The sequence below is a fragment of the Ensifer sp. 38_S197 genome (assembly GCF_056924495.1).
On sequence record NZ_JBXOVZ010000001.1, the window covers coordinates 1,024,538 to 1,038,949 of the forward strand.

At 62.7% G+C, this 14,412-nt stretch carries 14 protein-coding genes; 3 read left to right on the top strand and 11 right to left on the bottom strand.

Features of this window, described 5'->3' with window-relative positions; all coding sequences use genetic code 11:
- Positions 1 to 57: 57 nt before the first annotated feature.
- The 4 genes from AC1Z3V_RS04630 to AC1Z3V_RS04645 all read right to left on the bottom strand — a co-directional run bounded on the left by AC1Z3V_RS04630 (position 58) and on the right by AC1Z3V_RS04645 (position 4,202).
- On the bottom strand, positions 58 to 810 hold the full coding sequence (locus AC1Z3V_RS04630; protein ID WP_483497512.1) for an ABC transporter ATP-binding protein: 753 nt from the start codon (positions 808 to 810) through the stop codon (positions 58 to 60).
- Positions 804 to 1,874, bottom strand: a complete 1,071-nt coding sequence (locus AC1Z3V_RS04635; protein WP_483497514.1) for a FecCD family ABC transporter permease — start codon at positions 1,872 to 1,874, stop codon at positions 804 to 806. Before AC1Z3V_RS04635 ends, AC1Z3V_RS04630 begins: the two co-directional genes overlap by 7 nt.
- The gene (locus AC1Z3V_RS04640) at positions 1,871 to 2,980 is read right to left on the bottom strand and encodes an ABC transporter substrate-binding protein (protein ID WP_483497516.1); all 1,110 of its coding nucleotides are present in this window, start codon (positions 2,978 to 2,980) and stop codon (positions 1,871 to 1,873) included. Before AC1Z3V_RS04640 ends, AC1Z3V_RS04635 begins: the two co-directional genes overlap by 4 nt.
- Before the next feature lie 88 nt (positions 2,981 to 3,068).
- Complete coding sequence (locus AC1Z3V_RS04645) at positions 3,069 to 4,202, bottom strand: ABC transporter substrate-binding protein (protein WP_483497518.1); 1,134 nt, start codon at positions 4,200 to 4,202, stop codon at positions 3,069 to 3,071.
- Between the two features lie 106 nt (positions 4,203 to 4,308).
- On the opposite strand from AC1Z3V_RS04645, the gene AC1Z3V_RS04650 reads away from it, so the two are divergent.
- Positions 4,309 to 5,112, top strand: coding sequence for a class I SAM-dependent methyltransferase (locus AC1Z3V_RS04650; protein WP_483497520.1), 804 nt, complete (start codon positions 4,309 to 4,311; stop codon positions 5,110 to 5,112).
- A gap of 32 nt (positions 5,113 to 5,144) precedes the next feature.
- On the opposite strand, the gene AC1Z3V_RS04655 is transcribed toward AC1Z3V_RS04650, so the two are convergent.
- The 3 genes from AC1Z3V_RS04655 to nirK all read right to left on the bottom strand — a co-directional run bounded on the left by AC1Z3V_RS04655 (position 5,145) and on the right by nirK (position 8,226).
- The gene (locus tag AC1Z3V_RS04655) at positions 5,145 to 5,843 is read right to left on the bottom strand and encodes a Crp/Fnr family transcriptional regulator (protein ID WP_334197174.1); all 699 of its coding nucleotides are present in this window, start codon (positions 5,841 to 5,843) and stop codon (positions 5,145 to 5,147) included.
- A gap of 230 nt (positions 5,844 to 6,073) precedes the next feature.
- Positions 6,074 to 6,991: an SUMF1/EgtB/PvdO family nonheme iron enzyme gene (locus AC1Z3V_RS04660; protein ID WP_483497521.1), complete on the bottom strand. Its 918-nt coding sequence runs from the start codon at positions 6,989 to 6,991 to the stop codon at positions 6,074 to 6,076.
- Positions 6,992 to 7,089: 98 nt separating this feature from the next.
- Positions 7,090 to 8,226, bottom strand: coding sequence for a copper-containing nitrite reductase (gene nirK, locus AC1Z3V_RS04665; protein WP_483497522.1), 1,137 nt, complete (start codon positions 8,224 to 8,226; stop codon positions 7,090 to 7,092).
- Positions 8,227 to 8,566: 340 nt separating this feature from the next.
- On the opposite strand from nirK, the gene AC1Z3V_RS04670 reads away from it, so the two are divergent.
- Positions 8,567 to 9,790, top strand: a complete 1,224-nt coding sequence (locus AC1Z3V_RS04670; RefSeq protein ID WP_483497524.1) for an NnrS family protein — start codon at positions 8,567 to 8,569, stop codon at positions 9,788 to 9,790.
- Positions 9,791 to 9,856: 66 nt separating this feature from the next.
- Here AC1Z3V_RS04670 and AC1Z3V_RS04675 read toward each other — a convergent pair whose 3' ends face one another.
- The 4 genes from AC1Z3V_RS04675 to AC1Z3V_RS04690 all read right to left on the bottom strand — a co-directional run bounded on the left by AC1Z3V_RS04675 (position 9,857) and on the right by AC1Z3V_RS04690 (position 12,487).
- A complete protein-coding gene (locus tag AC1Z3V_RS04675) occupies positions 9,857 to 10,183 on the bottom strand; it encodes a metal-sulfur cluster assembly factor (protein WP_429814119.1) in 327 nt (108 codons plus the stop codon).
- Positions 10,170 to 10,700, bottom strand: coding sequence for a DUF2249 domain-containing protein (locus AC1Z3V_RS04680; RefSeq protein WP_429814121.1), 531 nt, complete (start codon positions 10,698 to 10,700; stop codon positions 10,170 to 10,172). The genes AC1Z3V_RS04675 and AC1Z3V_RS04680 overlap by 14 nt, the downstream gene beginning before the upstream one ends.
- A complete protein-coding gene (locus AC1Z3V_RS04685; RefSeq protein ID WP_483497526.1) occupies positions 10,681 to 12,060 on the bottom strand; it encodes a hypothetical protein in 1,380 nt (459 codons plus the stop codon). The genes AC1Z3V_RS04680 and AC1Z3V_RS04685 overlap by 20 nt, the downstream gene beginning before the upstream one ends.
- Positions 12,061 to 12,208: 148 nt before the next feature.
- Positions 12,209 to 12,487, bottom strand: a complete 279-nt coding sequence (locus AC1Z3V_RS04690; protein ID WP_376741699.1) for a DUF2249 domain-containing protein — start codon at positions 12,485 to 12,487, stop codon at positions 12,209 to 12,211.
- Between the two features lie 223 nt (positions 12,488 to 12,710).
- Between AC1Z3V_RS04690 and hemN the strand changes: the two genes are divergently transcribed.
- On the top strand, positions 12,711 to 14,063 hold the full coding sequence (gene hemN / locus AC1Z3V_RS04695) for an oxygen-independent coproporphyrinogen III oxidase (RefSeq protein WP_483497528.1): 1,353 nt from the start codon (positions 12,711 to 12,713) through the stop codon (positions 14,061 to 14,063).
- Positions 14,064 to 14,412: the final 349 nt, after the last annotated feature.

Sequence of the window (14,412 nt, forward strand, 5' to 3'; positions counted from 1 at the left end):
TATGAGAGTCCGCACTTCGCCGCCTTAGCGGCGAGGTGCCTTTTGCCGGAATAACGCCTACAGCGACTCGTCGACGATGACGACAGGACGCCCCATCGAGCAAGCCTCGACACGCGCCTCGACGCGGTAGACGGAGCGCAGCATGTCCGCGGTGATGACCTCATGGGTCGGACCGCTCGCCAGCACCGAACCACCGCCGATGACGATCGTGTCGTCGCAATAGCGCAGCGCATGGTTCAGATCGTGCAGCGCGATCAGCACCGCCATTCCCGATTGCGCCGATAGGCGTTTCATGAAGCCGAGCACCTCGATCTGGCGGAAGAGATCGAGCGCCGAGGTCGGCTCGTCCATCAACAGCACTTCGGGCTTACGCACCAGGGCCTGGGCAATGGAGACGAGCTGGCGCTGGCCGCCGGAGAGCTCGCCGAGGCCGCGAAAAGCGAGATCGGCGATCCGCAGTTCTGAAAGCACCCGATCGATCTCCGAGAGCTCGCTGTCTTTCACCTTCCAGCCGGAGCCCTGCTTGGCCGACAGCAGCACCGATTCATAGACCGTGAGCACGGCATTGGCGCCGGTATCCTGCGGCATGTAGCAGATGCCCTCGGCTCCCTTGGCGGTGTCGGACAGATGGACGGTTCCGGGCCCGGACGTCAGGCTTGCGATGCGCTTGAACAGCGTCGACTTGCCGGCCGCATTCGGACCGATCACCGCCGTCAGGCCGCCGCCTCTGAGCACGCCGGTATTGACGTCGGACAGCACGGTTCGCCGGCCATAGGTCGCGCCGACTTTTTCCAGCGTCAGACTTACCATGCGCGCCTCCTGTTGGTGAAAATCAGCACGAAGAAGAAGGGCACGCCGACCAGCGCGGTGATGACGCCGATCGGCAGCACGGCACCCGGGATGAGCATCTTGCTGACGACGGAGGTGACCGAGAGCAAGAGCGCGCCGCACAAAACCGAGGCGGGAAGGAAGAAGCGCTGATCTTCGCCGACCAGCATCCGGGCGATGTGCGGCGCGACGAGGCCGACGAAGCCGATCGTGCCGACGAAGGAAACCGGAATCGCCGCAAGCAGGCTCACCGTCATCATCGCTTCGAGCCTTAGCCGGCGAACATTGATGCCGAAGCTCGCCGCCTTGTCGTCACCGAGCCGAAGCGCCGTTAGTGCCCAGGCGTGGCGTGCAAAGAGCGGCACGGCGAAAAGCAGCACGGCGCCGGTGATCCAGACCTTCGGCCAGGTTGCCTTGGTGAGGCTGCCCATCGTCCAGAACACGACTGCGGCCAGTGCCTGTTCGGAGGCGAGATATTCGAGCAGCGACAGCGCGGCATTGAAGGTAAAGACGAGCGCGATGCCGAGCAGCACGATCGTTTCCACCGTGACGCCGCGCATGGTGGAGGCGAAATGGATGAAGAGTGCCGCCAGCATCGCCATCAGGAAGGCGTTGATCGGCACCATGTATTGGACTGCGACCGGAAAGACCGCGACGCCGGCAACGAGGCCGAGGGCTGCGCCAAAACCGGCAGCGGCGGAAATCCCGAGCGTGAACGGACTTGCGAGCGGATTGGCGAGGATCGTCTGCATCTGTGCACCCGCGACCGACAGCGAGGCGCCCACCGTCACCGCCATCAGCGCGATCGGCATGCGGATGTCCCATATGACCACCCGAAGCTGGTCGCTCACCGTCTCAGGCCGAAACAGCGCCGTCAGCACGTCGGCGAGTGGATAGTTTGCTGGCCCGAGCGCCATGTCGACTGCGACCGATGCAAAGAGCGCGCCGATGAGGCAGAAGATCAAGACCAGACGGCGCAGAACAAGGGCGCGGTAGCGCCCTTGTCCCTGAATGCCGGAAATATGGTCGGTCATGGCAACCATCATTCACCTCCCTTCGCAAGCGAGACAAAGTAACCCGGGCGATAGGTCACCGGCAGGAACTTCTCATGAAACTCGCGGAAGGTCCGATCCGGATCGATGTCGGCGAAAAGTTCCGGGTGGAACCATTTGGCGAATTGCTGGATCGGCACGAACTCGTAGGGCGCACCGTAGAACTGGTGCCAGACCGCATGCACGTTGCCCTCCTTTACCGCCTTCAGGCCGGGGAAGCCCGGGCGCTGCATCAGGCCGCGCAGCCGCTCCTCGGCCACCGCGGCATCGGCGCCGCGGCCGACGCTGACGAACTGGTTGAGATCGGATTCCGCCGACCAGTTGCTGCCGGTAATGATGACATGGTCCGGATCACTAACGATGAGTTGCTCGGGATTGAGGTCACCGAAGGTGCCCTTGATGACGTCCGAACCGATATTGTGGCCGCCGGCCTTTTCCACCATCTCGCCGAAATTGGCCGGGCCGAAGGTTCGGCAGCAGGCGAATTCGCCGGTGATGCCGGGCGAGCGTTCGATGAACACCTTCGGACGCGCAATCGCCCCGGCCTTGGTCAGGCGGTCGGTGACCAGCGCGATCTGGGCGTTGCGGTATTCGATGAATTCGCGCGCCCTTGCTTCAGCACCAAAGAGCTGGCCGAGGATTTCGACGGATTTTTCGCTGTTGGCCGCCGGATCGACGCGGAAATCGACATAGACGACGGCAATCCCGGCAGCCGCGGCCTTTTCGATGAAACCCGATTCCTCGACCGCATCTCGCGCTTCGAGGTTCAGCGTCAACACGTCAGGCTTCAGGGCAATGGCCGCTTCGAGGCTGAAATCCCCCGTCGGGATATAGCCGAAGCGCGGCAGTTTCTCGATCTCCGGGAACCGCTCGACATAGGCGGCGTAGGAATCCGGATCCTTCTTGATGAGATCGTCACGCCAGCCGACGATCGTATCGAAGACGCGCTCCCTCTTCAGCGCCGCGGCGACGTGAATCTGTCGCGCCTCGGCAAGCAGTATCCGTTTGGCGGGAAGCACGACTTCGACCCGACGGCCGGTGACGTCGACGATTTCCGCAGCGCCGGCCGGCAGAGCCGCCAACACGACCGCCGCAATCATCGCGGACGCGATTTTCCTGAAGATCGACATTCTCATACCTTTCGATCGCGGCGCCGGCGGCCTCCCGTTCCGCCAGCCGCCGATGCACTCACTTGCTCGTCGTCAGCGAAACGAAGTAGCCACCCTTGTAGGAAAGCGGCAGGAAACGCTCGTGCAACTCCCTGAACGTCGCCTCCGGGTCGAGATCGGCGAAGAGGTCGGGATGCAGCCACTTGGCGATCTGCTGGATCGCGACGAACTGGTAGGGGTTGTTGTAAAACTGGTGCCAGATGGCATGGACCTGGCCGTCCTTGACCGCCTGCACGCCGGTAAAGGCCGGGCGCTTGGTGAGGTTTTCGAGCTTGCGGGCGGCTTCCTTTTCATCGGCACCATAGCCGACCCCGATCCATGCACCGCCCGGCACATAACCCTGCCAGTTGCCGCCGGTGATGATGATCTGATCCGGGTTTGCGGCGATGATCTGCTCCGGATTGACCGTGCCGAAGGTGCCGGGAATGATGTCCTTCGCCATGTTCACGCCGCCGGCAAATTCGACCATCTTGCCGAAATTCTCATTGCCGAAGGACATGCAGCAATCGTCGGAGTAACCACCGGCGCGCTCGACGAAGACGAGCGGCTTCTTCGGATTTGCCTTCGCCAGCACGTCGGTCACCTTGGCAATGTTCTCGGCGCGGAACGCGATGAACTCTTCGGCTTTTTCTTCCTTGCCGAGAAGCTTGCCCATCACACGCATGCTCGGCTCGGTGTTTTCCATCGGCTTTTCGCGGAAGTCGACATAGACGAGCGGGATGCCAACCTTGGCGAGCTTTTCGATGTAGCCGGCCTCCTCCGTCGCCGTCTTGGCATCGACGTTCATCAAGACGACATCGGGCTTCAGCGCCACCGCCTGCTCGATGTCGAAAGTCCCGTCCTTCATGCCGCCGAAAGTCGGCAGCTTGGCGATAGCAGGATATTTCGCGAGATAGGCGGCGTAGGTTTCAGGATCCGCCTTTGCCAGGTCGTCGCGCCAGCCGACGACGCGTTTGAACGGGTCATCGCGGTCGAGGGCGCCGAGGAAATAGATCTGGCGCCCTTCACCGAGGATGAGGTGCTCGACCGGCACATTGACCTCGACGTCACGACCCGTGACATCTTTCAACGTCACGACATCAGCGAAGGCTGCCGTTGAAAAAAGCACGCAAAAGCCCGTGGCGGCCGCGGCCACCCTGTTGAAAAGCTGCATTGTTTTCTGCTCCGCTGGGAAAATCGACGCGATCTAATGTTTCATGACTTTATTAGTCAACATTTATCTTTTAGAACGCCTCCAAACAGGGGCGAGCGGTATCGATATGAGCGATGTAACGGATCGGCAGAACTACAACCTGCGGGATGAAATCAAGACCTATTGGTCGGAGCGCGCCGCGACCTTCGATCTGTCGCCAGGACACGAGATCTTCTCGGAGGACGAGCGCGCGGCCTGGCACAGGCTGCTTCTACGCCATCTCGGACCGGGCTCCGGCCGCAGCGCGTTGGATCTTGCGAGCGGCACCGGCGTCATCTCCCACCTGCTCGACGATCTCGGCTTCAAGGTACAGGGCCTGGACTGGGCCGAGCCAATGCTCGAACGCGCCCGTGAAAAGGCCCGCAAGCGGGGTCGTTCCATTCGCTTCGGTCTGGGTGATGCCGAAAATACCATGGAGCCCGATGACCACTACGATGTCGTCGTCAACCGGCATCTCGTCTGGACGCTCGTCAATCCGGCCGCAGCCTTCGCGGAGTGGCTTCGCGTTCTCAAGCCGGGCGGAACGCTGCTGATCGTCGATGGCGACTTTGTGAATACCAGCGCGCTCGAGCGGTTGTTCTCGAAACTCAGCGCCTGGGGACAACGCCTCCGCGTGTTCAAGTCGGAAACGCCGAGCGGCTCATCACAGATGATGGCGACGCATCGCAGCATTCTCTCGCGCGTTCACTTCTCCGAGGGCGCGCGCGCCGAGGCCGTGGTCGATCTTCTGCAGAGGGCCGGATTTGTCGATATCGAGGCCGATACCGATCTTGGTGAGATCCATCGCGCCCAGGCGAGGAACTGGAATATCTTCAAAGGTCTGGCGCGGCAGTCACAGCACCGCTACGCCATTCGCGCCGCAAAACCGTAGCTGTTGCGTCAATCCGCCGGAGCATCCGAAATCTAGCCGCCGACGCGTTCGGCGAGACGCCGCAGACCTGGAATGTCCTTGAGCGTCAGCTTCTGCCGACCGCCCTGGACGAGGCCCTGGCCTTCCCAGGCGCTGAGGATGCGCGAGACCGTATGCAGCGTCGTTCCCGTCATCTCAGCGATATCCTGGCGCGAGATCGGGAAATCGATGCGGATACCGCCGCCATCGGGCTTGCCGGCCTGCTCGGCCAGCCGCAGCACCGTATGGGCGACGCGGCGCTCGACTTCCTCCGTCGACATTTCGCGGATACGGGTATGCGCCTCGTCGAGACGCTGGCCGATCGTATGCATGGCATTGACGGCGAGGTGGGGGTTCTTCTCAACGAAGACGTTCCAGAGCTCCGTCGGCCAGGCGAGAACGAGGCTCTCGGTCGCCGCCGTCGCGGTTCCCGGGTAGTCGCTGCGCTGGAGCGCACGGGCAAAGCCGAAGAGATCGCCGGGATTGACGACCCGGACGATGATCTGCTGCCCGTCCTTGGTGACCTGGGTCACCTTCAGCCGGCCATGCAGCAACAGGAAGAAGAAATCGGCCGTCGCGCCCTGTTCGAACACGGCTTCGTTCTGCGGAACGCGCCGCACCGTGGCGCGCGTCAACAGCGAATCCAGTTCCGGGTCGCTCATCTTCTGGAACAGAGGGAGCGATTTGACGAGTGTGCGATCGAGTGCAGCCACTTTGGCCCTACATCCTGCCGTTTGAGTTGCCCTGATCTAGCACAGCCCAGGACCCTGCAAAAGGACCAGAGCGCCGCACGACCGGTCAGACGCACAAAGGGTCGCGGCAGCACCTCGGTTGTCACATGTTTTTGCCCCTGGACCGGCGACGACCCAGGGGCAAAAGCATGTATCGGAACCTATGCCCGCTAAGGCGTGAGAGCCCTGGCGGCTCTACCGGCCGCGCCATCTCACCCAGCGCCCTGGAGCCGGCGTTCGAATGCATAGAGGAAACCCGAATACCAACGACCGTCGCGCACCAGCCGAAAGCCGAGATTATCCGGCGGTACGCCCACGGCGCAGCCGCCGCTTTTCGGGTCACGGATGAAGAAGCTCATCGACGCCCGGTGCTTGCCGTTGACGACGAAGATGCCACAGGCCGGAGACTCTTTCAGTACCTCGCCGTCTTCGCCTATGGTGACGCGGCGGTGGCAGGTCTCGGTCCATTCCCAGACATTGCCGTCCAGGTCCGCAACCCCATACTCGTTTTCGCCGAAAGCGCCCGATGGCTGCGGCATCGGGTTCTCTGCGCGCTGCCGGCTCGCTTCGCGCTCGTAGTCCGCCAGCCAGCGCAGCGCCGGATTGTCCTTGGTGCCGTCGATCCCGAGCGCATCGTCCGGAAATTTGGAACCGGCGGCAAAGGCCCATTGCTGGTCGGTCGGAAGGCGCCAGACCACGCCGGTCTTCTTCGTCAGCCACGCAGCATATGCAGTCGCGTCGGTATAGTTGACCCCGGTCATCGGCACACCCGGCAGGCCCGCACCATGCCCGCCTTCCGGCTGCTGGCAGGCGCCGTCGGCAACGCAACGTTCATAGTCCTGACGTGTCACCTGGTATTTCATGATCTCAAGCGGTTCTTTAAGCGCTGCGGCGACGATGGGCGCATCGACGGCAAAACCGTTCTTCAGGAAGTGTCCCTCTGCCCGATAGCTCATTTCACGCGGCGCGATCGTCACAGTCAACGGCGCCTTGACCGACAGGTCGACGCCTTCCTTGAGATCGTCGAACAGCCCCACCTTCGCCGAAAGTACGCCGCCGATTGCGGCCAGAAGGACGGCCGGCGCTGCGAGCGACAGGAGCGAAATCGCAGATTTCTTTTTGCTGGGCATGGGAGGTCTCCGGGGGAACGGCACGCGCTGGCAGGCGCGTGCCCTCGTTCGCGTGTGGGGTCGCTGAGACCGCGGCCCCACGGTTACCTTGCTTCAGGCTACATCGACGCCGGCTTGACGATCGAGGTCATGAGGTCGTCGTTCCATTCGCCGGTGACCTTGAAGTGGCCGGCAGCACCCAGCTCGAACGCCTCGATCAGGTTGTGGTTGACATAGGCGTACACACCCGGCTGGCGGAAGGTGTAGAAGGCAGCGCCCGCGGTTCCGCCAGGAATGAGCCAGGTTTCCTGGTCGAGGTCCGGCGGATTGCGGAACTTGCCGGTGGCCCAGACATAGTCACCATGTCCGCCGATCAGGTGCGGCCGCGTATCGCGGTTGGCCTGCGAATGGACGACGAGCACGCGCTCGCCCACGGCCGCGGTCAGGGCATTGTCGCCGGTCAGCGCACCGACCGCGCCGTTGAAGACGATGTGGGTCGGGGTTAATGTGCGCATCGCCTTTACCGCATCTTCATAGGCTTCGCCGGGGGTCTCGTATTTCTTGTAGTGCCCGGCCTCGTCCTTCGGCACGTAGAAATCCTGCTCGCCGACATAGTAGATCTTGTCATAGGTCAGCGGCTGGCCCTTTTCGTCCCTCAGGCCTTCACGCGGTAGCACCATGATGGCGCCGTTCATGCCCGAGGTGACGTGCCAGGGCACCATTCCTTCAGGCGCGCAATGGTAGACGAAGACGCCGGGCTTGGTGGCCTTGAAGCGAAGCGTCGTCTCCTCGCCCGGGTTGACCTGGGTCAGCGCGCCACCGCCCAGAGCGCCGGTCGCGGCGTGAAAGTCGATGTTGTGCAGCAGCGTGTTGGTCGCCGGGTTGATCAGCCGCAGCTCGACATAGTCGTTCTCATGCACGACCATCAGCGGGCCAGGCACCGAGCCGTTGAAGGTCATCGCGTGGATCTCGGTGCCCTCACGGTCGATCACCAGCTTCTTTTCCTCGATCGTCATGGTGAATTCGACGACGCGTGGTCCGGTCTTGGCGACCTGCTCGTGGGCATGTACGAAAGGCGGCTTGACGAGATCAACCTTCACGCGCGGCAGGGTCGAGACATCGACGGGGGCAGCACCCGCTGCCGTGGCGGCGCCGGCCGCCTTAGCCTGCGCGGTATGGAGAAGCGGCGCAACCGCGCCCGCCAGGGCAGCACCGGCAAGCATCGTCCGGCGGGTCATCTGAAGTTGTTCAGTCATCTTGCTCTCCTTCGGCGCACTCCAGCGGCCGGGATTGGCCTTCTGCGAAACGCGCCTGTATTCAACGAGTTAGGGTGGGCGACGCCGACTTGGGCGGCCTCACCTCCGGTCTCGACCACCGGTCCCCCAGCAGTCACAAGAGAAGTAGAACCAGAGACGAATCGCGTCTTTGTCTTGGAACAAATCCTTTCGCGGAGAGCGCATTTCTTTGCCGCCGCATGAACACACATGGCGAAGCGGGGTAACGGTACTTGCGTTTTCGCAAAGAGCGCCTCCGAAGCCATTGATAGATCAAGCCTCATCCGCAATCCCGCAAGCACGCACGACGAGGACGGTGATCATGTTGGACAGACTCATAAGACCGAAACCGAGCGGCGGCATTCCGCGCGGGCTCTCGACCACCGGCCCGGTGCTCTTCTCCTACGGTTTCCGGCCGTTCTTTCTGGGCGCCACCCTTTGGGCGATCGGCGCCATGGCACTCTGGATCTCCGCATTGATTCTCGGGATCAACCTTGCCGGCAACTACGGCGCCGCTCATTGGCACGCTCACGAAATGCTGTTCGGCTTCTCCTCCGCCGTGCTCGGCGGCTTCCTGCTGACGGCGATCCCGAACTGGACCGGCAGGCTGCCGGTTTCCGGTCGCCCGCTCGCCGCCCTCTTCGGGCTCTGGGTCGTCGGTCGGGTCGCGCTGCTGTCGAGCGGAGTCATCGGCCTGCCCGTGGCTGCGGGTATCGAAGCGCTGTTCCTGCCGGTGCTCCTGCTGATCTGCGCGCGCGAGGTGATTGTCGGCCGGAAGTGGAAGGACCTAAAGGTCATCGGCGGGCTGGTGCTTCTGTCCGCCGCCAACATCTGGTTCCATCTCTCGGTTCTCAGCGAGCTCGACGTCGATGCCGCAGCGCGGCTGGCGATTGGCGCCTACACCATGCTGATCATGATCGTCGGCGGGCGCATCGTGCCAAGCTTCACGCGCAACTGGCTGAACAAGGTCGAGCGCACCAATTTCCCAGTGCCCTATAACCGCTTCGACACGGCGGCGATCCTGATCGGCGTCGCGGCGCTTGCCGCCTGGACCTTCGCACCTGTTCACATCGTCACCGCGGCGATCGCGCTCGTCGCTTGCGCTTTCCATACGGTGCGGCTGTTCCGCTGGCGCGGATTGGCGACCTGGCCGGAAAAGCTGCTCTTCGTGCTGCACGCGGCCTATGCCTTCGTGCCGCTCGGCTTCCTCGCGATAGCAGCCGGTGCGATCGAACTTCTGAGCGAATACCCGGTCATGCATGTGCTGACCGTCGGCGTCATAGCGTCCATGATGCTCGCCGTCATGACCCGCGCCAGCCGCGGCCACACCGGCAGGCCGCTGGTCGGCTCGGCGCTCACCAACGCCTCCTATGTCGCGATCATGACCGCAGCACTGATCCGTCCACTGGCAGAGGTGCTGCCTGCGCACTATCACCACCTGATCGCGCTTTCGGGTGCGTTGTGGATCGCCGCTTTCGCGCTGTTCACAGCCGAATATGGGCCGATGCTGGTGTGCGAACGCCGGTCGCCTCGTGCGTCATCCTGACGGCCCGTTCGAACCCAAAGCAAAAGGCGCCGGATCAGCGGCGCCTTTTTTCCTGCAAGACCACTCTCAGAAGATGCTGCCCTGCGCGAATTCGACCGCACTGTCAGCCATCATCTCAGGGGTCCAGGGCGGCTCGTAGGTCAGGCGCACTTCGGCGTACTCGACACCCGGCACATACCAGACGCAGTTCTGCACCGCTTCCTTGAGGAAGGCCGTCGCCGGGCACCCCTTGATCGTCGTCGTCATCGTGACGCGGGCAATACCGCCTTCCTGAACGTCGATGTCATAGATCAGGCCGAGATCGACGACGTTCTTGCCCATTTCGGGATCGATGATGATGCGCAGCGCATCGCGGATCTTCTCTTCGAGATCCAGGGTTTCAGGCGCCGGCATGGGTACGTCCTCCGCCGATGCGAATGAGGATCCGGTAGGTCTCGCCGGTCGCATCGAAATTGCCGGCCCATTTATGCCCGCGCTTGGCGAGCTCCGGATAGAGGAACAGCGGTTCGCGCGCGAGCAATGCGAAGAGCACTTCGCCCTCTGTCATCTTCTCGGCGGTCGCCAGAATGCGCACCATCGGCTCGGGCGGATCGAGATCGGTCAGGTCGAGCTGGCGGCTTGGATCCGGCCAGGTGTCCAGATCCGTTTCGCCGGCCGAAAGCCGGATCCCGTCGACCTCTCCTTCGGGCGTGAACAGAACCTCCCAGTCGCCGTTGTCGAGCGGGCGGTCCTGATGCGTGAAACCGCGTCCGGCCATGACGCTGAAGAGCGGAACGGGCCTGAAGGTGGCAATCAGCCTCAGCGCCTGGCCTGGCGCCAGGCTATCGACAGCATTCATGATGGCCTGAAACGGATCGCTGCCGCCGCGTAAAAGCGGTCGAACGTCGAGTTCAAAGGGATCTTGGCTCATGGGAACCTCCGTGAGGAATGGATGGCAGAAACAGGCCTGGTCGAACAAGTCCGCCAGGCAGTCGAAGTTCGGCCGGAACATTGATCAGCCGCCGTGTTTGCACGAACTCCAGGATGAGCGCATTGACGGCAATCAACTGGCCGAGGCTCGCAAAGCGAAACAGGATCGCGCTACCGATCAGCAGGGCCAGCGTCGCGACCGCAACCGTCAGATAATAGAGCTGAAACCAGCGAAGGGCTGCGGCCTCGACGACGAGGTCCTGGACCCGCGGCGTCGGCATACGCCCGAGTGCCGGCCCATAACATTCGAGCCAGGTCATGAACGGCACGATCTTGTAGAGCTGGGCGAGCCCCATGCCCGTCAGCCAGCCGAAGGTAACGAGATAGGTGACGGCTCCGGTGCCCGCATCGAGACGCCCGAGCGCCAGCAGCGCCACGAAGAGCAGGCTCGCGGCGATCAGGGACGCGAAGGCGCCGATGCTGGCGCGGCTGTTGAGCTCGATCGCCTTGCGTCGGCGCTGCCGATAGATGCGCAGGATATCGCCGACATAGATCGCCACCACCGCAGCGCCGGAAGCGACGGCAAAGATGAGAAGCGGCACACGGCCGAATGTGCCCACGAGAATGACAGGGACCGCTGCGGCCAGAAGGCCGAGACAAAGCGTACCGAGCACGAAGACGAGCCGACTGCCTGCGCGTTCCTTGTCCGGCGACAGCATGAACATGCTCAAAAGCCGGTAGCTGACGCCCATGGTGGTGAAGCTCAACCAGCCGCAAAGGCCCAGGGAAGCATGAAGTGACAGTCCGTCGATCGTCAGGTCGATCGCGCCTTCCGCATCGATCAAGCCCGAAAGTACACAGGCATAGACGCCGCCGAGCAGCATCGTGGCGAAGAGCGCAGCGAGACCGACCGCGACAAAGCGGGCCGGGAGCGGCAGCGGGCGCGCATGCCAGAGTGTCGCCGCGAAGTCGAAGCCATGCACTGAGAACCCGACAATCGAGAACGCCGCTCCGAGAGGAAGCAGCGTCACCGGAAGATAGATCGTGCCCGAGAGGCTGACGAAGCCGAGCGTCAGGCTGGCGATGCCGCCGATGAGCAACAGGAGTGCCGGTAGGGCGACGCTGGGGAAGGACAGCGGCCGGCCGACGAGAACCGGCACGAATTGCAGCAACGCACCGGTCATCAGCAAGCTCAACCAGCCCAGGACAACGATATGGACGAGCGCCAGCGTTTCCGGCGCCTCAAGGGCCGAGACCGGGTAGCCGTAGCCGAGAACCATCATGATCTCGCCAAGGACGAGAAAGATCAGCGCGGCCGCGAAATAGGACATCGTCCAGCGGGATAGCGTGGCTGCGAACATGGCGGTTCATCCCCTAGATCACGATGGGTTTTGGCCGAGCCGATCAAAAACCAATAAACGTGATCGATTCTCGTAAGTTAGAGCGGGATGTGAGCGGAAGACCGCCCAGATTTTTCTTCGTCCCGCTCTTGAGGCGCACCGACGGGGCTCAGTGCCCGCCGCAGCAGCAATCGCAGCCGGAGGATTGTTGCCGGCCGATTTCGACACGCCAGACATCAGGTCCCTGCTCAAGATATTCCCAGGTGAATTCGCCCGGATAACGCGTTTCCAACTGGTAGTGCAGCGGACGCGGGTCATGATCGTTGATGATGATGAAGGCGCCGCCCTCGGCAAGCGCGTTCAACATGCCGAAGATTTTGGGATGGCGCTCCACCGGCGGGATCGTCCGCACGTCGATGAAGGGCTTGTCGGTCTCTGCAATGCTCATGGTCATCCGCTCTAGTCGCCGTCGTTGCTTGATGATCCGGGAAACGCCGGCGCACACGCCCCGGATTTCCGCAACCTAACGACGACCGCACCGCGACATTTTGTCGAAGCGCAAACAAATCCCGGTTTGCCCGAGACCACCCCCCGTCCTTGACTTTTCGCAAAGAGTTACCGGGCCACGCAGCCTAGAAGGATGCATCCATCGCCACCCAGATGAGGACGAAATGTTAGCTTCCGCGCTCCTGAAATACGGTGAAATGCGCCTGCCGCGCTACACGAGTTACCCGACCGCGCCACGCTTTGCCGCAGCGGTCGACGAGCAAACCTACGGCGCCTGGCTGAAGGCGATACCAAAGGGGCAGGATGTGTCGCTCTATCTGCACATCCCTTTCTGTCGATCGATGTGCTGGTATTGCGGCTGCCACACTACGATCACCAAGAAGGATGATCCGATCCTCGATTATCTCGACGTGCTGAGAGACGAAATCCGCATGGTCGCCGATACCGTCGGACGCCCCTTGCCGGTGGCGGAAGTGCACTTCGGCGGCGGTACGCCGACAATCATCGAGCCGCGCGAATTCCTGGCGCTGATGACATTGATGCGCGAACGCTTCGCTCTCACTCCGTCGACCAACGTCGCCGTCGAGATCGATCCGCGCCGGTTGACGCTCGCCATGGCCGAGGCGCTCGGCGAAGGTGGCGTGCGGCGCGCAAGCCTCGGCGTGCAGAGCTTCGATCCCGTCGTGCAGAAGGCGATCAATCGCATTCAGAGCGAGAAGCAGACGGCCGAGGCCGTCGGCCATCTGCGCAGGGCCGGCATTGGCGGGATCAATTTCGACCTGATCTACGGCCTGCCGCATCAGACGGTTCGCTCCTGCGTCGAGACGGTCGAAGCGGCCGTGGCGATGTATCCGGAACGGTTCGCCGTTTTCGGCTACGCCCATGTGCCAAGCTTCAAGAAGCACCAGCGCATGATCGACGAGAAGGCACTGCCCGACAGTAGCGCCCGCGCCGAACAGGCGATGGCGATCAGCGAGGCGCTCGTCAAGGCCGGCTACCGGCAGATCGGCCTCGATCATTTTGCCTTGCCTGATGACGATCTCGTCACCGCCCAGGCAGCCGGACGGCTTCGCCGCAACTTCCAGGGCTACACGACCGACAATTGCGAGACGCTGATCGGTTTTGGCGCCTCGGCGATCGGCCGCTCGCGCGACGGTTATGTCCAGAACGAGGTACCGCCGGGTGTTTACGCAAGCCGCATCGCCTCGGGCCGGCTCGCAACCACGAAGGGTTACCGGCTGACCGACGAGGACAGGCTGCGTGCCGTGATCATTGAACGATTGATGTGCGATTTCAGCGCGGATATTTCCTCAATCGCCGCGGCGCACGGCCGGGACTGGCAGTCGCTCATCGAAGGCAACGGCAAATTGGCCGAACTGCAACAGGACGGTGTGATCGATATCGCTAATGGCGTCATCACGGTCAGGCCCCAGCACCGCTTCGTCATCCGCGCGGTGGCGGCGGCCTTCGATGCTTATATCGATGAAACTCAGCGAGTGCACAGCAAGGCTGCTTGAGGGCTCTTTCGCCAGGAAGGCTCGGCCATTGCCGAGTCTTCTGTCACAGTAATCAACGCAGGCCGGAGCGCCGCCGTACTGCTCCGGCTCACCCCTCTTTATCTCCTCACATACGTCCGGGCATCGCGTCTTGGGTCCTCGCCTCAGGGGCGAGGGTGATTGCGTTTGGGCTGCCTCGCATTAAAAGCCGATCGCTTCACTGTTTTCAGCGACCACCAACACTGGCGAATGCGGGAGCCTTCGCGCCGATACGAAGTCAACCGAGCGCCCATTCTCTCCGTCATTATCGGGCTTGCCCCGAGCATCCCGATGCAGCCCCTGCTCACAGGGGCGCCGCGAACGCGAAGTT